This is a genomic window from Stenotrophomonas sp. YJH_SMC_133 (assembly GCF_059370655.1).
The window spans coordinates 221,479-240,479 of record NZ_JCAFTW010000006.1 but is presented as its reverse complement, the minus strand read 5'-3'; the positions used below and the strand labels follow the sequence as shown (position 1 = coordinate 240,479).

At 63.3% G+C, this 19,001-nt stretch carries 20 protein-coding genes; 6 read left to right on the top strand and 14 right to left on the bottom strand.

Annotated elements, in window-relative coordinates; translation table 11 throughout:
* Positions 1-50: 50 nt before the first annotated feature.
* Complete coding sequence (locus AC5P78_RS10900; RefSeq protein WP_033835164.1) at positions 51-344, top strand: hypothetical protein; 294 nt, start codon at positions 51-53, stop codon at positions 342-344.
* Positions 345-354: 10 nt separating this feature from the next.
* Here the strand turns inward: AC5P78_RS10900 and AC5P78_RS10895 are convergent, their stop codons facing one another.
* Together AC5P78_RS10895 and AC5P78_RS10890 are read right to left on the bottom strand one after the other, a co-directional pair.
* A complete protein-coding gene (locus tag AC5P78_RS10895; protein ID WP_044571331.1) occupies positions 355-840 on the bottom strand; it encodes a TspO/MBR family protein in 486 nt (161 codons plus the stop codon).
* An 84-nt stretch (positions 841-924) separates the two neighbouring features.
* Positions 925-3,120 carry an AsmA family protein gene (locus tag AC5P78_RS10890; RefSeq protein WP_065183796.1) on the bottom strand — a complete coding sequence of 732 codons (2,196 nt, stop codon included), beginning with the start codon at positions 3,118-3,120 and terminating at the stop codon, positions 925-927.
* Positions 3,121-3,253: 133 nt separating this feature from the next.
* Between AC5P78_RS10890 and AC5P78_RS10885 the strand changes: the two genes are divergently transcribed.
* Entirely contained in the window at positions 3,254-3,733 is a 480-nt protein-coding gene (locus AC5P78_RS10885; protein WP_049396943.1) for a GNAT family N-acetyltransferase, read from the top strand.
* Positions 3,734-3,755: 22 nt separating this feature from the next.
* On the opposite strand, the gene AC5P78_RS10880 is transcribed toward AC5P78_RS10885, so the two are convergent.
* Complete coding sequence (locus AC5P78_RS10880; protein ID WP_414498223.1) at positions 3,756-4,874, bottom strand: ATP-binding protein; 1,119 nt, start codon at positions 4,872-4,874, stop codon at positions 3,756-3,758.
* Positions 4,875-5,180: 306 nt separating this feature from the next.
* On the opposite strand from AC5P78_RS10880, the gene AC5P78_RS10875 reads away from it, so the two are divergent.
* Entirely contained in the window at positions 5,181-5,303 is a 123-nt protein-coding gene (locus AC5P78_RS10875; RefSeq protein WP_240791832.1) for a DUF3653 domain-containing protein, read from the top strand.
* 34 nt (positions 5,304-5,337) lie between these two features.
* Here AC5P78_RS10875 and AC5P78_RS10870 read toward each other — a convergent pair whose 3' ends face one another.
* The 3 genes from AC5P78_RS10870 to AC5P78_RS10860 all read right to left on the bottom strand — a co-directional run bounded on the left by AC5P78_RS10870 (position 5,338) and on the right by AC5P78_RS10860 (position 8,848).
* Complete coding sequence (locus tag AC5P78_RS10870) at positions 5,338-7,080, bottom strand: hypothetical protein (RefSeq protein ID WP_414489412.1); 1,743 nt, start codon at positions 7,078-7,080, stop codon at positions 5,338-5,340.
* Between the two features lie 319 nt (positions 7,081-7,399).
* On the bottom strand, positions 7,400-7,996 hold the full coding sequence (locus AC5P78_RS10865; RefSeq protein ID WP_208719682.1) for a hypothetical protein: 597 nt from the start codon (positions 7,994-7,996) through the stop codon (positions 7,400-7,402).
* A gap of 135 nt (positions 7,997-8,131) precedes the next feature.
* A complete protein-coding gene (locus tag AC5P78_RS10860; protein ID WP_133050535.1) occupies positions 8,132-8,848 on the bottom strand; it encodes a hypothetical protein in 717 nt (238 codons plus the stop codon).
* A 166-nt stretch (positions 8,849-9,014) separates the two neighbouring features.
* Here AC5P78_RS10860 and AC5P78_RS10855 point away from each other — a divergent pair, with 166 nt between their 5' ends.
* Positions 9,015-9,770 carry a tetratricopeptide repeat protein gene (locus AC5P78_RS10855; protein WP_133050534.1) on the top strand — a complete coding sequence of 252 codons (756 nt, stop codon included), beginning with the start codon at positions 9,015-9,017 and terminating at the stop codon, positions 9,768-9,770.
* A gap of 60 nt (positions 9,771-9,830) precedes the next feature.
* Here AC5P78_RS10855 and AC5P78_RS10850 read toward each other — a convergent pair whose 3' ends face one another.
* The gene (locus tag AC5P78_RS10850) at positions 9,831-10,355 is read right to left on the bottom strand and encodes a transporter (RefSeq protein ID WP_099473269.1); all 525 of its coding nucleotides are present in this window, start codon (positions 10,353-10,355) and stop codon (positions 9,831-9,833) included.
* A 589-nt stretch (positions 10,356-10,944) separates the two neighbouring features.
* Between AC5P78_RS10850 and AC5P78_RS10845 the strand changes: the two genes are divergently transcribed.
* Together AC5P78_RS10845 and AC5P78_RS10840 are read left to right on the top strand one after the other, a co-directional pair.
* Positions 10,945-11,301, top strand: a complete 357-nt coding sequence (locus AC5P78_RS10845; protein WP_099473267.1) for a hypothetical protein — start codon at positions 10,945-10,947, stop codon at positions 11,299-11,301.
* A complete protein-coding gene (locus AC5P78_RS10840; RefSeq protein ID WP_099561590.1) occupies positions 11,302-11,772 on the top strand; it encodes a hypothetical protein in 471 nt (156 codons plus the stop codon).
* Between the two features lie 104 nt (positions 11,773-11,876).
* Here AC5P78_RS10840 and AC5P78_RS10835 read toward each other — a convergent pair whose 3' ends face one another.
* The 7 genes from AC5P78_RS10835 to AC5P78_RS10805 form a co-directional block, all read right to left on the bottom strand.
* On the bottom strand, positions 11,877-12,503 hold the full coding sequence (locus tag AC5P78_RS10835) for a nucleotidyltransferase family protein (RefSeq protein ID WP_099473264.1): 627 nt from the start codon (positions 12,501-12,503) through the stop codon (positions 11,877-11,879).
* The gene (locus AC5P78_RS10830; RefSeq protein ID WP_099473262.1) at positions 12,479-13,540 is read right to left on the bottom strand and encodes an XdhC family protein; all 1,062 of its coding nucleotides are present in this window, start codon (positions 13,538-13,540) and stop codon (positions 12,479-12,481) included. Before AC5P78_RS10830 ends, AC5P78_RS10835 begins: the two co-directional genes overlap by 25 nt.
* Before the next feature lie 9 nt (positions 13,541-13,549).
* Positions 13,550-15,754, bottom strand: a complete 2,205-nt coding sequence (gene paoC / locus AC5P78_RS10825; RefSeq protein ID WP_414498213.1) for an aldehyde oxidoreductase molybdenum-binding subunit PaoC — start codon at positions 15,752-15,754, stop codon at positions 13,550-13,552.
* A complete protein-coding gene (locus AC5P78_RS10820; RefSeq protein WP_071305195.1) occupies positions 15,754-16,704 on the bottom strand; it encodes an FAD binding domain-containing protein in 951 nt (316 codons plus the stop codon). Before AC5P78_RS10820 ends, paoC begins: the two co-directional genes overlap by 1 nt.
* Positions 16,701-17,348, bottom strand: coding sequence for an aldehyde dehydrogenase iron-sulfur subunit PaoA (gene paoA, locus AC5P78_RS10815; RefSeq protein ID WP_188247414.1), 648 nt, complete (start codon positions 17,346-17,348; stop codon positions 16,701-16,703). Before paoA ends, AC5P78_RS10820 begins: the two co-directional genes overlap by 4 nt.
* A 268-nt stretch (positions 17,349-17,616) precedes the next feature.
* Positions 17,617-18,348, bottom strand: a complete 732-nt coding sequence (locus tag AC5P78_RS10810; protein ID WP_138969989.1) for a hypothetical protein — start codon at positions 18,346-18,348, stop codon at positions 17,617-17,619.
* Positions 18,349-18,476: 128 nt separating this feature from the next.
* Positions 18,477-18,992: an OsmC family protein gene (locus AC5P78_RS10805; protein WP_012480266.1), complete on the bottom strand. Its 516-nt coding sequence runs from the start codon at positions 18,990-18,992 to the stop codon at positions 18,477-18,479.
* Positions 18,993-19,001 lie beyond the last annotated feature (9 nt).

Below are 19,001 nucleotides of genomic sequence, written 5' to 3'. Positions count from 1 at the left end.
CTCGACAGGTCATTGCCTAGAGTGGATCCACTTCCCTGAGCGACCGCCCCGTGAACCTGCAGCCCGCGCCCCTGTCCCCGTACCGCATGCTGGCTGACAGCTGCCAGTTTGAACTGCTGGATGTGGACGCGCTGCAGGACCCGGCCAGTGGCCGGCTGCTGCACCTGTATTCGCTGGTTGCCCGCTGCCTGTCCTGCGAGACGATCTTCAAGGCCGAAGAAGGGCAGGGCCTGGTCAGCCATACTGCGGCGCGGGTGGTGCGATGCCCTACCGGCTGCGGGCAGCAGGCGTTCAAGCCGGCCCTGCTGCGGACCTGGCGCCCGCAGGCCGTTGCCCAGGCGTAAGCGGCGGAGATCACAGCAGCCCGGGATTGGCTCGCCATACCGCGAAGTTGAGCGCCGAGGCGAACGAGATCCAGGCCAGATAGGGAAGCAGCAGCGCCGCCGCAGTCGGACGGATGCGCGCAAACGCGACGATCGCTGCGCAAACCAGCGCAATCAATACAAGAATGTCAACGAAGGCCAGGGCGCCCAGCTTCCAGCCGAAGAACAGCCAGCTCCACAGCGCATTGACGGCAAGCTGCACCAGGTAGAGCATCAGCGCCGGTCGTGCCCCGCGCCAGCCGCGTTCGCGCCACACCAGCCACGCGGCAATCGCCATCATGGCGTAGAGCAGGGTCCACACCGGACCAAAGACACTGGCCGGTGGTGCCCACGGGGGAAGATCGAGGGTGGCGTAGAAGCTGGCTGCGGATGTGGACGCCCACGCGCCCAGGGCGGCCGCGACGAAGGTGATCGCCACCCATCCCAGCAGCCCGAAAACCTGCGAACTCCGCTTCATACTCCGCTTCATACCGTCCAGCTCCCTGATGCGCATGATCCCGTGTACGCACAGAGGCCGCGAATGGATGCAGGTCGCGGGCCTTCAGTCTGAAGATCCGGCGGCAGACGATCCCTGGCTTGCTGGCAGCAGGGAAGGCCGTTGATCAAACCACTCGCGCGCCTTGGCCAGATGCCATTGGCGCTGATCGCCGTCCAGCTCGATGCCCGCACCCAGCAGCCCCCACCGGAGATAGAGATCACCGCGTTTGCGCTGTTCCAGCAGATCCAGCCGCGCGCGTACCGACAGCCGATCGTTCTCGGCCTGCAGGCCATCGATGACCAGATGGCCAGGGCGCCAGCGCAGCGTCGCCTGTGCCTGTACCTGTCCGGAATCCAGCAGGGACAAGGTCCAGCGCGGATAGTCGGTGCGCTCTGCGAACAGCGCCAGCAACGGTCGCGCATCGCTGAGATCCAGGTCCGTGGTGGCATCCACCTGAAACGGAGACTGCGCATCGATACGGCCACGCTTGAAGGCGACGCGGCCTTTCCATGCCGTCGAGCCCTGCGTGTCCGCCACCTGCACGTTGCGCAGCTCGACCGTGGTGCCGGACAGATCGAAATGACGCTGGTTGAAGTCACCGCGGCGCAGCGTTGCGTTCACGTCGATATCGCCGCCCATGTCCAACCCTGCCACCTTTGCACTGGCGTTGCGCCCCAACAGCCGGGCCGTGCCATGGCCGACGCGCCCGTCGGTATCGAGGGTCGCATCACCGCTGACGGTGCCAGTGCCACGCAGCAGCCGCACCTGCGGTGAGCCGAGGTAGCGGTTGTAGGCGGTCAGATCAGGGATGGTGGCTTCACTGAAGCGCAGCTGCGCGCGGACGCCTTTGCGCAGTTCCTGCAGGCGGCCATCGCCGGTCAGGTCCAGGGCCAGATCCCGGCCGTCGAACAGGCGCACGTCCCTGGCATCGGTTGGCCGCGCAGTGAATCGCGGCAGCCGGACGGCCAGCTGGGCCTGGCTGGGGCTGCCGGCCTTCAACTCGCCATGGGCGCTGGCCGTGCCCGCCAGGCGTACGCCGGCGACTTCGGCCACGGCCTCGGCAGCCGGGATGTCCACGGTGCTGCCTTCGATCAGTTCGCCATTGCGCAGGCGCAGATCGGCTTTCAGCGTGCCGCCGCCGTCCAGTTGCAGCCACGGCTTGCGGACGAACAGGGCAGGGATCCAGTTGAGCGAGGTGAACGTCCATTCGCCGCGCACAGTGCCAGAGCTGCGTTCCAGCAGCTGTGCGGGCTGCTGGAAGGGAAGGTCCCGGCCACTGATATGCAGATCGGCATCCACCTCGCTCCCTGTACCGGGCTTTGGCGGCAGGCGGGCCTGCAGGCGCAGGTCCTTGGCCACATTGAGCTGCAGTGCCAGCACGCCGCGATCGGGGGCGCCATCGCCCAGATGGAGCGGCACCTGCCACAGCGCGTGGTCGCCGGGCTGCAGCTGGCTATCGATCAGGTGGAGCGCCAGCTGCAGGCGCCCGGGCACGGGCGCGCTGGAGATCTTCGGCGTTGTGGCATCGGTGTCCATGCGCAGGCCCTGGCTGCGGGCCTCCACCTCGAGCTGGGCATGCAGCAGCTTCAACTTGGCCAGGCCGGGCGCCTGGTCCCGATAATGGCGCGGATAGCTGAAGCGCGCGGTGAGATCCATGTCGCCCAACAGCTGCACGCCGTCATAGCTGGTGTCTGCCTTGCTGAACGAGACTTCGGAATCGAACAGTTCGGATGGGCCGCCACGCAGCTGCTTTAGGAACCCCACAGTACCTTGGCCCTTGCCGATGATCAGCAGCTTGCCGAAGCGTGCGCTGCGGATGCTGTCGCTGTGGATGGCGTCGAAACGCAAGGTCCAGCCCTGGTCGCTGCGCGGCGGTGAAGGGATGGCTTCTTCGACGCGGCTGATCTCGGCGGAAACTCCGGTGGCCTGCAGCCTTGGCACCCGCACCTCGCGCTGGAACAGGGGCAGCACCGCCAATCGGGCGCTGGCGCGGTCTGCATGCAACACGTAGACGGTGTGGTTCACGTGGCCGCGCATGTGCACGTTCCAGGCGATCACGTGGCCGGGCAACAGCGTAATGGCCGGCCCAGTGGTCATTACGAACTTGTGCGGCTTGCGGTTGGTGACCTGGTCGAACAGGGGCGTGTTGAGGAAGATGTTGCCGGCCAGCAGATACAGCAGGTAGATGCCCAGCAGGACGTAGGCAGGAACGCGCCATCGACGAAGCCGGTGCGGGATGTGCGCGGAAACAGGGGTCATCTACTGCTCAAAAGGTTGGAATTTCCTCAACTATTACGGAGCGGATGGCGGTGGCGCGTGAAGCAGCTACGGGGCCGGAGCTCGATTCTGGTAGTGTGCGGCCTGGTCATGACCACAGATCTGCAGGAGACGCATGGAGATCCGGCCCGCCCGCGCAGGCGATTTCGACGTGATGTGGGGCATGTTCAAGACGGCCATTGCGACGCAGGATGCGCTGCCCTTTGCCGGCTCTTTCGCCGTCGAGACGTTTCGCGCGCATTGGTTCCAGGCCCAGGCGCCTCATGTAGCTGTGCTGGAGGGCCGGGTGGTGGGCATGTACAAGATGGGCCCGAACTTCCCTGATCTGGGGGCGCATGTGGCCAGCGCCACGTATGTGGTGGATGCGCCGGCACAAGGGCAAGGCGTGGGCCGGGCGCTGGTGGAACACAGCCTGGAGCGGGCGAGGGCGGAAGGATTCCTGGCCATGCAGTTCAATTACGTGGTCAGTACCAATGGCCCGGCGGTGGCGCTGTACCGGAAGCTGGGGTTCGATGTGGTCGGGACGTTACCGAAGGCGTTCCGGCACGGTCAGTTGGGGTTGGTCGATGTCTTGGTGATGCACAGGTTCCTGTAGTGCCGTCGCCGGGCCGGTCGCCTCAATCAGCGTTCTTTGGGGGCGTGATGACGAATGAAGTGCGACCATTCCGCCATCGTCCATGGACCGTGCCGCGGTGCGCGTGGCAGATTTCCCGCACCAGGAACAGGCCGAGGCCCAAGCTCGCGTGTTCGCCTTGTGACGCGTTGTGCGAGCCTCTGCGCAAGGGATCGAACAGACTGTTGAACGCTTCGTCCGATAGTTCGGCGCCGGTGTTGCTCACCGTGATCATGATCTGGTCGACGAGGCCCTCAAGGCTGATCCGCACATCGGTGCCGTGTTCGCCGTACTTTGCAGCGTTGGTCGTGAGGTTGTGAACCGCCTCGCGCAACGAAGAGGCATCGAAGCAACCGCGGGCATCGCCTTCAGCCTCATACTTGATGGGGACGTGGGGCAGGGCAGCGCGAAGCAATTCGACTTCCTCGCCAAGCGATTGGGCAAGATCGCAGTCCACCGGATGAATGGCCATCCCGTCGCCCAGCTTGCTGCGGCTGTAAGCCAGCAGGTCGTCGAGCAGCTTGTTCATGCGCATGCTGCCATTGATGATCCGCTCGGCCTGCCTGGACAATGCCGGATCCTGCAGCCCACTGGCCAGAGTGTCCGCCGAGAACATGACCGCTGCCAAAGGGCCTCGGAGATCATGCCCGAGCGCTGCCAGGAAGATCTGCCGCCAGGATTCGACCTCGGCAGAGAACTGAGCAAGGGATTCGGCGACCGCCTGGTCGATGGCCTCATTGAAACGAAGGATGTCATCGATCGATGAAGTGATCAGCTGCTGGTCGGATGCCCATCGCCGAAGTACCGAAGCCCGGAGTGCTCGATCCTCGGCCACCATCTGGTTGAGACCAAAGCCGGCGATGGCGCGGGTTCGGCCATGATAGGACGCGGCGGACTCGGGGCCGGGTTTCAACGGTGCAAGCCCGTGGGACTTTGCGAGCTGCTGGGAGGCTGTCTGCGGCGATCTGAGATCGTCTACAACGGCCTGAAGAATCTGGGGAAGATGATTCCGAAGTTGCTTTGCGCTGAACTCGACAGTATCGGGTGCCTGCGTCTCGGCGAATGCCACCGCGTCTTCCAGGATTTCCCGCGCATTCCGTTCGATAAAATCAGCCAGGCGCATCGCCAAACCCGTCCTTAAATGGTGCGTCGAGCCTACACCGGTGGGCCTGCATGCTGGGTGAGAAGGTTGGCGCCGTGGAGCCTGGTTCTGCGCGCGTTGGGAGGGTTGCTTGAAGGGGAACAGCTTGCGGCCAGGACTGGACTGGCTGGGGTTCGCATGGGCAGATCCCCTCATAACATAATATACATTATGCGAAATGCTGTGCCGGGCTGCGGCCGCGTTCGTGTCCTCGGCGTGGCAATGGCTGAGCCTCTGGCTCGGCTCTTGCCTGCGTCCTCAGTCCCCGGCCAAGGATGAGATCGCGGCATGATTGAGTTCGACCCGCACCACCGTATCAACTTGACCGGCCCTTGGGCCGGTTTTTCTTTCCTCGGTGATCGCCTGATCACACCCGAAGGCCGCGAGCTGCCTCCCGAAGATCTGGCCTAGCTGTCGCTCGCCGCCTGTCAGGCACAAGAGCGGCTTACTCCCTTACGCTCTCGATGAGCATATGGCGAATGGTCCGATTCTCCAGCTTAGAAACAATGGGGCTACTGTCATCTACGTTTTCGTGAATGTGCATGCCTTCGTTGTAGATAATTCCCAGGAGGTAGATCGTGTCGTCAACGTCGACACCGTTCTCGACGGCAAAATCCAGCTTCTTCTTTGTCATGGACTTGTCGATGAAATCCGATTTCTGAGCCTGACCTTGGATCGCGTCATGGGCAATCTTCTCAATTCTGACACGAACAAAGCAGCAGACCGCAAATGGATCATAGTTGTCCGATTCGTTGACGTACTTGTTCCACTCCGCTTCTGTGTAAGCATGAAATGCGCTCGAATCTCCCCAGAGCTCCTTCAGGCCGAGAGCCTGGAACTGTGCCGTTACGTCAACCGGCGACGGATCATAGTGCAGATAGTGGCGACTAATGTCTTCTTTAATGGATGGATCTTCACGCTTTGCGATAAGGGCGCGAAAGTCCTTGTTGATGGTCGGCTTGGACTTCTTTAGGAAATAGATCTTCTGACTAGCGAACGTGAAGTTCTTAAAGTAGTAAGGATTCAGGTGCGTAAGAATCAATGGATACATGTTCCTTTGTTTCTCGCGAACCTTCTTGATAAGCCTGGTGATGTAGTACTGGACCGCTACGAGATTGGCGTCGTCCAGGTAGTCAAACACCTCGTCAATGACGAGGATGATGTCGCGCGACGAGATGGATCGTTCAATCTTCCTCAGCTCCGCCGCAAAGCACAGAGAGTCACGCTGGCCATTAGATATATGCAGGGCTGGCGGGAAAGAGACGACGAGACTCCCATTGCGCTCAGCAGGCCTGACCCTCTTCCATGTGGAACCGAACGCCTTGATGATGTCGTCAAAGCTCTCCTTTTCGTTGACATACGAGAGATACCTGCACGCTTCCTTGAACGCCTTCTTGTTACCCAGGTAGGTCAGCGCCACTTGCAGGCCCGAGAGCAGAGCGTCGATACGGGCTTGGGCGGGGCCGGCAGCCATCGCCAAGAGATCAGCCAACGCCTTGACGGCGTCAATCGCTTCAAGGCGGAGCGCGAGGGCATCACTAGCCCATGCTCGTATTTCGTCGACGGTTCCGGCCTGAGCCTGAAGCAATGCAGTCACCTCTTCAATGTCCTTTTGAATGCGAACGCCCGTCATCTTGTCCATCACGCCATACAGATCAATCAAGCCGTCGGCTAGCGCTGGGTTCCCGAGTGTCTTGCTGAGGTTTTGGAAGGCCTTGCCGGATGACCCAAAGCGAGTGCGCATCTCCATTACGTCGTAGGCGTGTTTTGCCTTGGCGGGAATCGTCTGGACCAGCACCAAGTCGCTGATATCCAGTGACGCTGTTGCGGTCGTGAACCTGCCTAAGTTGTGCTTGGTGACCTTCGCCCGAAGGCGGCTGGCGATCACATGGACATCAAAGGATGCCGCAATTCCGTTGCAGCCCCCATCTGCAACGAAGGTGGAAATTTCGCCATTCTTCCTAATTGTGAGGGTCAGTTTTGGGGCGAGCGATTCATCTCCAAGGTGGATCTGATCTTTTGGAAGCTCTAACCTCTTGGTCTTGAGCGCGGCGAACGCCGCGGCAAGCGAGCTTTTGCCGAATCCATTTGGAGCGACAAGGAGTGACGGCTTGTTAGGAATAATGTCGAGTTGAAACGTGGAGTCCTTGATGCCCCTAATGTTCTCTATGGCTATAGATTTAATCATCGCCCCCTCTCTGTGAATGACGTAACCCTTCGGTCGAACTATCGCGTGTCAGGCCTTCATTGCAACAAAAGATAGCCAGGACGCGCCGCCATAAATTCCTCAAGGGCGCGATAGGCGCTCATCCCCAAAACGCCGATCGCCTCGAGACCCCAGAGTGGCCTGTCTGCTACGGTTCGGCAGAACCCCTTACCTGCCCCGATAGATATTGCTAACCCCCTGCCCGGCCAGGACTTCCCTGCCCAGCTAAGAGCCTATTGCCTTAAAGGTGCGTAAAGAAGAGATGCTGCGGAGCAATGGCTAGGTTCCGTGCCATTCGCCATCAACGAGCGAAGTGAGTCACGTAGTCTTGCCTCTTATCGTTCCACTCAAAGCTGATACTGGTGGCCGCAGACGATTCATCAGCAAATACGCTGAAGATGCATATAAGGTCTTCGATCAAGAATTCGTAGGCCCACTTGTGCCGCATGTAGTCGGAGAAGACGAGCATGCCCTTGAATTCAGTGCCCTCTGACCATGTCTGCATCCAATAGTAGTGAATAAGCTGATTGCAAACGTCGAGAACGCCTAGGTCAACAGCCTCAGGGTTCGCAATATCAAATTGATCTTCCGGGAATCCTGCGCCTAAAAATGTGAATGGCTTGATGCCGATCTTCTTGTAGCGAATTGCAGGTAGTCGAACGCTTCGAGCACAATCGTTGACCTTAGAGCGCTCAAGCAAGGAGCGGACCTGGAAGGCTACTAGCATTAGGCGGCGTTCATACAGGACCAGCTGCTTCTCGGACCATCTTCGATAATTTCGATGCCGCTTAAGCCACAGCACTTCTGCGCGCAGCTCTTGCCGCCAACAAGTTGACTCGATCATCCGCTTGAGGCCTGAGGTAGTTCCAGCTAGATTGTCACCCATTGCAGAGTTCATCAACGGGAAATGCCATCAGTCAGTGGGGCCGTCGGCCAAGTGCGATCTCAAGCCTTGATTCTGGCCTATTCCCCGTACCAGCGCAGTCGGCTTGAAACAAGGAAATGATGTCTTCGACACTCCCAATAAAATCCCTTATCGCGACTGAACTGATTTGGCAGGCAGAACGGATTTTTGCGCAATCTCCAGCCTACTCACGTCGTCCACTGGCATAAGAACTGCAGCTTTCTGTACCGGGTCCCACAGCACATAGCTGTCACCCAAACGCCCCACTAGGCCCATGCTACCTTGCACCCTCTCATCAACAGTCACATTGACCGTGTACTTGCTGCCGCCAGAAGTAATCGCCTTTGCGCGCTCGAAGCCAAGCCAGTTTGACGAGATCGGGACATAGACAATCATCTCGAGCGCATAGACCAGCCACGGCGAGTCCTTCACGGCGGCCGGCAACACTGGGGACAGGCGTACTGCCATTGCACATATGCCCGTCAGCGCCACACCTATCAAAACGGGCCAGGCATTGGACCACCAAAGCAAGGCACCCATTCCAACAAGACAAAGAGCAAGGATCAGCCACATCAGCAGATTGGCTTGGGACGGCGTCGTTGTCACCTTCCCCTCGACCCATCCTCCGAGCAGCAGCGCAATCAGTATGAAGAACAACACCATGCCGATCCCAGCAAGCCCTGCCAGCGCAAGCTCACTCACCGCAACAAACTGAAAGGGATCCAGGCCGAAGTGTCCCCAATACGCCTTCAGATAGAAGGCCCCTTGAATCAATCCAAAGGTGACGAGCGCCGAACTCCATCCAGCAACATCGGCCATCGTCAGTGTCTTTTTCGTACGTTCCATGTACCCCCCTTCCATCGATGCAGCCCCGCCACATAGTGGCATGCTGCGCTCCGCTCTGCAGAATCCACTCTATTAACGTGACGCGTCACGCCCGATCACCCCGCCCATTGGCGCCCCACCCCTCCCCAACTATAGTTCCACCCCTCACAAGGACGAGGCGGCACACATGCCCTATATCGGAATCGGACTCCACGTACTGGCCGCCATCTACTTCGCGGTGCACGCCATCCGCTCGGGCCAGAGCCTCTACTGGCTCATCCTGCTCTTCTCGTTCCCACTGCTCGGCAGCGTCGTCTACTTCCTGGCGATCTACTTCCCGGAAGTCCGTCACTCGCGCGGCGCCCGGCAGGTCGTCCGCTCCGCCAAGCAGCTCATGGACCCGGGCCAGGACCTTCGCAACGCCCGTGCCGAACTGGCGCGCACGCCCACCGTGCAGAATCGGGTTCGCCTGGGCATGACGCTGCTGGATGCCGGCCGGGCCGAGGAAGCCAGAACCTTGCTTGAGCAGGCAGCCAGCTCGCCGCTGGGCGACGATCCCTACATCCTGACCGGCCTTGCCCGTGCCCGCCTCGATTCCGGGCAGCCCGAGCTTGCGGTGGAGACGCTGGACGGCCTGTTCGCAAGCCACCCGGACGTGCGCCGCAAGCCGGAACAGACCCTGCTGTACGCGCAGGCACTGGCAACCGCGCAAGCCCCCGGAGCCCGCGCCGCATTCGAGCGCGCCCTGGAATGCGGAAACGATGCGGCTGCCCGCTGCCTCTACGCCGAATGGCTGATGGCGCAGCCGCAACCCGACGACCGCGAGCAGGCCCGCAGCCTGTTCGCCAGCATCATCGACGATGCCCAGCACTGGTCGCGCCACGCGCGGAGCCACAATGCCGCATGGCTGGAGCGAACCAAGGCGGCGTTGAAGGGCTACTGACGACCCGGCAGCAGGTGTGGGCTCGAACACCTGCACTTCCAGGAAACTATCGCAGCCGGCCTAGCGCGAGCCCAGCTTGGGGAAGAGCAGCTTGGGGGTTCCGATAAACAGCAGCCATGCACCCAGGGCCGCTCCGTAGGCGAGCACCGTTCCCACAAGGAATGTGCCGAAGAGGCTGCCGGTGAACAGCTGATACAGCCCTTTGCCGCGACCTGCAGCGCCGCCTCCAACAGTCAGCACAATGACCGGCAGCATGATCATTCCGCTGCAGAGAATCAGGGAGAACGCGCCCAGCAACCAGCGCTTGAGTGGCGGGTTCCATGGCATGGGGTAGCCTGCGAGCAGTCGCCTCATCCAAAGAAACAGTACTGGAAAGGCGATCAGGTACATCAATGCCACATACAACCAGGTTCGAGCATCAGCGCTGCCCGCCTCGAAGATGGCTCGCGGGTATACGCCTGTGCGATAGAGCGTTTCTGCGCTTGCGGCCAGCGCCGCGCTGATGATCATCGCAGGCTTGAACAAGCGCGACACCTTGCCCCATTGCGCGTTGCGTAGTTGCTGCCCGTCAGTCATGCCAGACATGAAAACCTTCTTGGGCGGGTGCGTCCATTAGGTACCAAGGGGCATTGTGCAGATGATTCGTCCGCCACATGGTGACATGCAGCGCCTTGCTTCGCAGATTTCACGTATTAACGTGACGCGTCACACGCAATCGGAAGCGCATTGCTGGACAGGCATGTCGCATTCGCCTTGCTCACAGCCCCACCGGGCGGATGCCGACAGCGCGCAGAGCTGCACCACCGACATGGTCGATAGCGTTGCAGCGCAAGGCTCCAGCTTGGTTTCGTCGTATGCAACGATTCTGAAAATGTTGAAAGTAGTGACGTCATCAGCCCTACTGCATTGGCATCACGCATAGGTCCGCGTATTCCTTGCCCTGCCACCGTGCATCGGTGGTCGGGATTCGAAACCCCGGTTGTGTGGATGTTGCTCGCACTTGCCAGCCGGCACTGCTTCGCGCGGTGCCGGCTGGCAATCCGTCAGCCGGCTATGGCGGGCGGTGCGTGGAGGCCTTGCGCCTGCCCGGTCATCCACACACGGGGTTTCGAACCACGCACCGTCCGCCACCTTTATCGGTGGCGGCTTCTGCATGCACGCAAGGAGCCCAGCCATGACCCAGCCCCACTCCCCTGCCCCGCACCCCATCCACGACGTGCCTGCGAATGGCCCTGCGCTGGACCCGAACACCCTCATCGCCCTGCTGCACAGCATCGGCTCCGGCGCCGCCTCCGATGGCCAGCCGTGGCCGGAACGCCATCAGATGCCCGGCCGACGCATCGCCCTGGCAGATACCGATTGCTCGCTGGCGGGCCTTCGCGTGGTGTTGGAGATCCTGCTGGCCGCACAGCGCGCCCGCGAGAACGGCGAGCTGGAGCAATACGTCGGCCCGCGCGTGATGGAGGGGCTGATCATGGCTGGGCTGGGCCTCACTGCGCACGCCATCGATCGAGTGCGTCCGGAGGGCTGAGTGGCGCGGTACTGCTGGGCGGTCACGCTGCTGTGCCTCGTGGCGGTGGTCGCGGCACAACCCTGGTGGTCGGCGCCAAAAGTGCCCTCGCCTGTCGCGTTCCAAAGCATCAACGACGATCGTTTCTCACAACTGCGCCGCCAAGCCGTTCAGTTCGTGGAGGCTCGGCCACGACAGGGCTTCCAGTTCGTCGAGCGGCATCAAAACGCCGGATTCCAGATTCACTGTGGAGGCGTTCCAGTGCTGTGGCTGGAGAGTCGCTCGCAACATCTGCTGTTGCAGGTCTCACTGGACGCGGAGCAGCGGGCGCCCGCCGTTGTGCGGTTGCGGGCGCTCCTCCAATGGCAGTTGGAGCCGTTGGATTACCTGGAGCAGGTACTGGCCGGCGTGCCGGAACCTGTTCTGTTGGATCGCGTGCTGCAGAGTCTTGCTGGTGATGTGCCTGATGGGGCGCGATGTGGCGTGCCGTAGCCGAGCATGGCCCGACTCTACAGGGCTGCGGGCAGCGAGGGTTCGGGCTCCAGCCCTGCCGCTCGTCACCTGCGCCACAGGCATTGGCTCAGTGATCATGCGAGTCACCTCCCGGCATCGATCCAGCCCGCATCGCGCGCACGCGCAAGGTCTTCTGGCGTATCGACATCCAGGCCCAGTTCCGGTGCCTGTAGGACATGCACCATATCGGCAGGAAGTTGCCTCAAGCGCGCTCCGAAGCCGCGGTCACCGCTTGCACCCACCTGATTGAACCATGCGCGCGGCACCACTGCAGGAACGCCAAACGCGTCTCCATGACGGGTACCCGCACACCCTGACGCCGAGGCGCGGGCACCCGAAAGCAGCGCCTGCAGATGGGAGCGCTCGATTGCGGGCTGGTCGCATGCCACGACCATCACCGCGGTCACCGTGGGCAGCAGGTGCGCGCCGGCAACCTGCAGGCTGCTCGCCAGGCCGCGTTCCCAGTGGTGGTTGGTTACCGGGGTGGCCTCCAGCCCGGCAATGCTGGACGTCACGGCCTGTGCGTTCGCGCCCACCACGACCAGGACCTGCGCTGGCGCGAGCTCCCGCGCCAACCGCACCACGCGATGTACCAGGGTCTCGCCCTGCCGGGTCAGAAGCTGCTTGGGCTGGCCGAGCCGGGTGCTCCCGCCCGCAGCAAGCACGACGACCGCATGCGCGTCAGTCACCTGCCGTGCGCGCTTCGCCATTGCTGCAGCTGCGCGGCGATGCTGAGCGAAATCGCCTCTGGCCCTCGACCGCCGATGTTCAGGCCGACCGGTGATCGAAGTCTCGGGGAAAGGTGGTGGCGCTGATCCGGTGTCAGCAGCTTGAACAGGTCCTCACGCCTTCGCCGCGGACCCAGCAGTCCAATGAACGCAATTTTGGTATCAGCCAGGGCCACCAGCGCCTCCCGGTCCAGTTCGAAATCGTGATGCATCACCAGTGCCGCGTCGCACGGGTCGCCATGAAGGACCTCTGCAGGGTTGGTCTGAAGATGCACATCCGCGCACTGCCCGGCTGAGGCCCAGCGCGCTCGCCGTTCGGCCACGCTGACCCGCCACCCCAGGCCCCGCAGCAACGGAACCAGGAAGGGCGTTTCGGGACCGCCCCCCAACACCAGGGCCCGCGGAAGCCGGAGCAACGGCAAATGCCATGCGCCCTCGCCAAAGGACTGCGCCCCGTCCATCGGACGCAGCTGCCATGCCTGCTCGCGATTGCTGGCGCGGAAAACGATCTGCCCCGATGCACGAAGCTCGCGCTGTAGTGGCACACCCTCGCGCAGCCATGCCTCGATGACAACGTCGATGCCGGCCATGGCACGCAATGGCAGGAGCGCAATCCGCAGACGGCCGCGGCACCCGAGCGCGGACCCACTCAACAGATCGTCGTCACTGCGGGTGTCGATCTCGATCCAGTCGACCCGGCCTGCAGCGCTCACCTGCTCCGCGCGTCGCGCGAGCTCGGGCTCCAGGCATCCGCCGCTCAGCCAGCCGACCTGGCTGCCGTTGCAGAACAGCACCATGTCGCCGGCACCGGCGTAGGTGGAGCCATCGGTTTCCAGCACCAGCGCGAGCACGGCGTGCTCCCCCGCGCGCACGCGCGTCAAGGCCGTCTCGAGTACGCCGCGCGGGCTGCCTTCGGCGAGGAAACCCGGCGCTGCGGACAGGTGCTCGGCAAGATCGCCGGGCTCCCCTCCGCCTGCGGCGGCGGCCTCCAGAGTGGTCGAGGCTGCGGGACGGTCCATGCGCAAGGGTCAGCCCACGTCGGGCAAGCCGGGCAGCAGCTTGTCCAGGGTAATGGGATAGTTGCGCACGCGCACGCCGGTTGCGTTGTAGACCGCATTGGCGATCGCGGCGCCGACCCCGCAGATGCCCAGTTCACCCACACCCTTGGCCTTCATCGGCGAGATCACCGGATCCAGCGTGTCGAGGAAGACCACTTCCTGGTACGGGATGTCGGCATGCACGGGAACCTCGTAGCCGGCCAGGTCGTGGTTGATGAACAAGCCAAGCCGTTTGTCGACCACCAGCTCCTCCATCAGGGTCGCGCCCGCACCCATCACCATCCCGCCGATGACCTGGCTGCGTGCGGACAGCGGATTGAGAATCCGGCCGCCATCGCATACGGCAAGCATGCGGCGGATGCGCGTCTCTCCCGTGTAGGCATGCACGGCAACCTCGCAGAAATGCCCTGCATAGGTGCCGACGTCGTAGCCTTGCTTGAAGTCGCCGAAGGCAATGCCGTCCTCCGCCGACAGTGTGCCCGCCTCCGCCAGCTTGATCGTCCGCCCACCCGCCTGGATGCGGCCATTGGCGAAGTCTGCGGTGTCGCCGTCGAAGCCCAGTTTCTCGCCCACCTTGCGGCGCAGGCTGACGCACGCCGCGTACACGCCTGCGGTGGAGCTCGCCGCGCCCCACTGGCCGCCGGAGCCGGCGGAGGCGGGATGACGGGAGTCACCGAGGGTCACCTGGACCCGGTCCAGCGGCACGCCCATGGTCTCGGCTGCCGTCTGCGCGATGATCGTGTAGGAGCCGGTGCCGATGTCGGTCATGTCGGTCTCGACAATCACTCCGCCCTGGCCGTCAAGCCGGACCCGCGCCGCCGACTTCATCGTCGGTGCGCCGCGATAGCCCGCAGACACGCCCATGCCGACCAGCCAGTCCCCTTCCCTGACCTGCGCCGGCCTGGGGTTGCGCTTGCTCCAGTTGAAGCGCTCCGCGCCTTCGCGCAGGCAGCGCACCAGGTTGCGGTCGGAGAACTTCTTGGACGGATCGCCGGGCACGACCTCGGGCTCGTTGAGGATGCGGAACGCGATCGGGTCAAGGCCCAGCTTCTCGGCCATTTCGTCCATCGCTACTTCCAGCGCCATGTGGCCCGGTGCTTCGCCCGGTGCGCGCATCGCATTGCCTTCGGGCATGTCGAGCGTGGCGATGTAGTTGGCCACCAGGCGGTTGGCGCCCGCATAGAGCTTGGGCGTCTGCAGGGTGCCGTTTTCGCCGTCCTCGCCGTTGATGTTGCCCGACCAGTTCTCATGGGCGATGGCGGAGATCCGGCCATCCTTTCCGCAGCCGATCCGCACGCGCTGGAGGGTGGCGTGCCGGTGCGTGGTGTTGTTGGGCATCAACGGGCGCTGCAGCGCGATCTTCACCGGTCGCCCGACCTGCTTGGCCGCCAACGCGGCCAGCACCGCGTCGGCACGGATGAACAGCTTGCCGCCGAAGCCGCCGCCGATATAGGGCGAGTCCACACGCACCTTGGCAGGATCGATGCCGAGGATCGCCGCCATGCCCTGCTTGGCCCAGTCGATCATCTGGTTCGCCGTCCACAACGTGAGCGTGTCACCCTCCCAGGCGGCGATGGTGGCGTGCGGCTCCATCATCGAATGACTTTCGTCGGAGGTGTGGTAAGTCTCGTCGAGCTTGACCGCCGCGCTCGCGTAAGCGGTGTCGAAATCGCCGAGCGTCTGCCGGTCGGGCTTGCCGCCGCGCCCCTTTGCCAGCGGCGCGGACGGTGCCAGGGCCGGGAAATCGAAGCGGCCCTTGCCGCGCTCGTAGCGGGTGCGGATCAGCGCCGCGGCGGCGCGGGCCTGCTCGAAGGTCTCTGCCACCACGCAGGCGATGGCCTGATGGTAGTGGGCCACCTCGGCTCCGCCGAACAACGGTGCATTGTTCCAGTTCGATGTGCCGACCGGCTTGGTTTCCGGTGCGGTGATGACCGCCAGTACGCCAGGCGCGGCACGTGCGCGGGACGCATCCATCGAAATGATGCGCCCCTTGCTGATGCCCGCACCGACGATGTAGCCGTAGGCCTGGTTCGGCGCCACGTCATGGCGCTCGTAGGCATAGGGGGCGGTGCCGGTGGTCTTGCGTGGACCGTCGATGCGCGGCGTCGACTTGCCGACGACCTTGGCCTTGTCGAACAGGTTGTCGCCGGCGGGGGCGTTGAATTCAAGGGGCATCAGCGCTCTCCTTCCACCAGCACCGCTGCGAGGGTGCGCTCGGCGAGCGCGATCTTGAACGCGTTCTCCGGCGTCGGACGGGCACCGGCGAACACCTGCCGGGTCGCGGCCTTTACGCCGTCGCGCAGCAGCGTTTCGGCTGCCTCGACGCGCCACGGTTTCGGCGCGACCCCACCGAAGGCGAACCGCGCCGAGCCGTCACGCTGCACGACCGCGGCGACCGACACCAGTGCGAACGCATAGGACGCGCGGTCACGTACCTTGTGGTACACGTGCCGACCGCCCAGGGGTTCTGGCAGCGTGACGTGGGTGATCAGCTCGCCGCGCTGCAGCACGTTGTCCTGCTGCGGCTTGTCGCCGGGGGAACGATGGAAATCGGCAATTGGGATGCTGCGCGTACTGCCGTCACCCCTGACGGTCTGGATCGAGGCGTCCAGCACCCGCAGGGCCACCGCCATGTCGCCCGGATAGGTCGCGATGCAGCTGTCCGAGGTGCCGATCACGCCCATTTGCCGGGAGAACCCCTCGAGTGCGCCGCAGCCGGATCCGGGCAGGCGCTTGTTGCAAGGCAGATTGGGGTCGTAGAAATACGGGCAGCGCGTGCGCTGCAGCAGGTTGCCGCCGGTGGTGGCTTTGTTGCGCAACTGCCCGGAGGCACCTGCCACGATCGCGCGGGTCAGCACCGCGTAGTCGCGGCGCACGCGCTCATGCGAGGCCAGCGCGGTATTGGTGACCAGCGTGCCGATGCGCAGGCCGCCCTCGTCGGTGGGTTCGATCCTGTCCAGGCCGATGTCCTGCACATCGACCAGGTGCGCTGGCGTCTCAACCTCCAGCTTCATCAGGTCGAGCAGATTGGTCCCTCCAGCCAGGAATTTCGCGCCCTCGGTACCGGCGACGGCCCTGGCGGCCTCGGCCGGGGATTTCGCGCGTTCGTAACTGAAGGCCCTCATGAGCGCCTCCCTGCGGAGGTTACGCCAGCGACCTCTGCCATCGCCTCGGCAATATTGGAATAGGCGCCGCAGCGGCAGAGGTTGCCGCTCATGCGTTCGCGCATTTCCATGTTGGTGGCCTGGGGCCGTGCGCTGACATCCGCCTGCACATGGCTGGGGACACCCCGCTTGATCTCGTCCAGTACCGCCACCGCCGAACAGATCTGCCCCGGCGTGCAATACCCGCACTGGTAGCCATCATGCTTGATGAAGGCAGCCTGCATCGGATGCAGGTCATCGGGGGTTCCGAGGCCTTCGATGGTGGTGATGGCATCGCCCTGGTGCTGTACCGCCAGGCTGAGGCAGGCATTGATGCGCTCACCGTTGACCAGCACGGTACAGGCACCGCATTGACCGTGGTCGCAGCCCTTCTTGGTCCCGGTCAGCTTCAGATGTTCGCGCAGGGCATCGAGCAGCGTGGTCCGGGTGTCGAGTTCAAGTTCCCGCCGCTTGCCGTTGACGGTCAAGGCCACCGTGCTGATGACCGGCGGCCTGGGCGGCGGGGGCGCCGCCAGTTCGGCGGCGAGCGATGACGCCCCCGGTGCGGCGGACATCGCCACGGTCGTGACGCCGCCGGCGATCACCTGGCGACGCGTCAACTTCATTCCTTCATCACAACTTGGCACAGTGACCTCCTGGCGTTCGGGGAAACCCCGTGGCTGGATGGACGCGCTCACACTACCGAAGGGCTACTATGCCCCTCTGCGGGGTACAGGCCTGTGAAGTCGGCGAAATGTACGAACATGATGCAGCAAGCCCGAAGAAATCGGCTGCATCCAGCCACAGCGCGGCACTCTTGAGCCATGCGTATGCCTCACTGGATGACTCACAGTCCTGTTTGTCCCTCAGCATGAGGAACATGATGGCCCGACGCTACAAAGGCGTTCGCTGGGAGGGCTCGGGTTCGTGGATGGAGCCCTCCAACAAGGCAACGTAGGTATCAAGCCTGGTGCGAAGGCCGATCAGCATCCAGCCCAGCAGGTACAGCAGCACCATGGCGAAGATCAGTAGTGCACCCAGCGGGCCAACATCGAAAGCGCCCGCCCAGTCGCCCCATTTCCATCCGCGGAACTGCAGGTAGAGGGCAATCAACAGCGGGAATGGTCCCAGCCGCTGCAGGCCGCCATACATCATGCCCATGCGCTCAATCATGTTTGTGCGCAAGGTGCTGACGAACTTGAGTCGCCGCTCGCGCTGGACGCGCGGGAATCCGCGAAGCTCGGTCACCACCGCTTGCCAGTGAGCGAAGTCTTCATCCATCTCCCGGGCGTGCGAGAGCCGCGGCTGGATGAACTGGCGAATGCCCCTACGGGCGGCCAGTACGCCACCGACAATGAACCCTCCTATTTCGATTGCCAGGCAGGCAACAACCACCTGGAGCACTACGCCAAGAGGCAGCCATCGATCCGGAAGCTGACCCATGAGAATGCCGAAGATCGCCGCACCCACGCCGATGCGAAACGCCCACGTCTCCACCCTGCCCGCCTTGGGGTAGATGCTGTGCTCAACCAGTCCCTGCACCCGCTGGTAGAGCCAGTGGAATGTCAGTTCCTGCGAATCGGTCTTTGCCGGCGGATCGAATCCGCCCCCTGCCTGCATGTCCATTGCATCCCCTGCCCCACCGGCCAGGTTGCCGGCGCCACCATCGTAGCCGAGCTGGGTTGTGGCGGAATACGGCCTAGCCGTGTAATCGTCAGGGCCAGGACCTTCCCGGAGTCGAGCATGGCTCGATTCTACAGAGGCGGAGCCTGCGGGCCGACCCGAACATGCACCACATGGCTGACGCCGCGATGGAACATCTTGGCGTATGGGCAGACGCGTTCGGTGTTGCGAACGAGTTCGCAGGCCAGGTTCTCATCCATGCCGGGAAGATGTACCACGATCTCGGCCGACAGCAGGTACAGCCCATCTGCCGGATCACGGGCGAAGGTGACCGCCACTTCGATGCTGGGGTTGTGCAGCAGCAGGCCGGCACGCGCGGCCACCAGCACCATGGCACCGTGGAAGCAGCCAGCGTAGCTTGCGGCCAGCAGCTGCTCGGGATTGGCGCCGCCGCCAGGCCCGCCGAGTTCCGGCGGCAGGCGCAGGTCCACCGCCAGTGCACCGTCGTCCGACCGCACGACGCCGGACGCCCGCCCGTGCTGGGCCTGGCCACCGCTCACCCGCACGCGGCCGGTGTACAGCGGCTTCACGTCGTCGCCCTGGTAACGGTCCAGCATGGCGGGCGAAGGAGGCTTCAGCTCGGTCATTGCGCGGCT

Coding starts and splice junctions, on each gene's coding strand:
- AC5P78_RS10895 (WP_044571331.1), bottom strand. CDS start 840: ATGAAGCGGAGTTCGCAGGTTTTCGGGCTGCTGGGATGGGTGGCGATC.
- AC5P78_RS10890 (WP_065183796.1), bottom strand. CDS start 3,120: ATGACCCCTGTTTCCGCGCACATCCCGCACCGGCTTCGTCGATGGCGC.
- AC5P78_RS10885 (WP_049396943.1), top strand. CDS start 3,254: ATGGAGATCCGGCCCGCCCGCGCAGGCGATTTCGACGTGATGTGGGGC.
- AC5P78_RS10880 (WP_414498223.1), bottom strand. CDS start 4,874: ATGCGCCTGGCTGATTTTATCGAACGGAATGCGCGGGAAATCCTGGAA.
- AC5P78_RS10875 (WP_240791832.1), top strand. CDS start 5,181: ATGATTGAGTTCGACCCGCACCACCGTATCAACTTGACCGGCCCTTGG.
- AC5P78_RS10870 (WP_414489412.1), bottom strand. CDS start 7,080: ATGATTAAATCTATAGCCATAGAGAACATTAGGGGCATCAAGGACTCC.
- AC5P78_RS10865 (WP_208719682.1), bottom strand. CDS start 7,996: ATGAACTCTGCAATGGGTGACAATCTAGCTGGAACTACCTCAGGCCTC.
- AC5P78_RS10860 (WP_133050535.1), bottom strand. CDS start 8,848: ATGGAACGTACGAAAAAGACACTGACGATGGCCGATGTTGCTGGATGG.
- AC5P78_RS10855 (WP_133050534.1), top strand. CDS start 9,015: ATGCCCTATATCGGAATCGGACTCCACGTACTGGCCGCCATCTACTTC.
- AC5P78_RS10850 (WP_099473269.1), bottom strand. CDS start 10,355: ATGTCTGGCATGACTGACGGGCAGCAACTACGCAACGCGCAATGGGGC.
- AC5P78_RS10845 (WP_099473267.1), top strand. CDS start 10,945: ATGACCCAGCCCCACTCCCCTGCCCCGCACCCCATCCACGACGTGCCT.
- AC5P78_RS10835 (WP_099473264.1), bottom strand. CDS start 12,503: ATGGCGAAGCGCGCACGGCAGGTGACTGACGCGCATGCGGTCGTCGTG.
- AC5P78_RS10830 (WP_099473262.1), bottom strand. CDS start 13,540: ATGGACCGTCCCGCAGCCTCGACCACTCTGGAGGCCGCCGCCGCAGGC.
- paoC (WP_414498213.1), bottom strand. CDS start 15,754: ATGCCCCTTGAATTCAACGCCCCCGCCGGCGACAACCTGTTCGACAAG.
- AC5P78_RS10820 (WP_071305195.1), bottom strand. CDS start 16,704: ATGAGGGCCTTCAGTTACGAACGCGCGAAATCCCCGGCCGAGGCCGCC.
- paoA (WP_188247414.1), bottom strand. CDS start 17,348: ATGAAGTTGACGCGTCGCCAGGTGATCGCCGGCGGCGTCACGACCGTG.
- AC5P78_RS10810 (WP_138969989.1), bottom strand. CDS start 18,348: ATGGACATGCAGGCAGGGGGCGGATTCGATCCGCCGGCAAAGACCGAT.
- AC5P78_RS10805 (WP_012480266.1), bottom strand. CDS start 18,992: ATGACCGAGCTGAAGCCTCCTTCGCCCGCCATGCTGGACCGTTACCAG.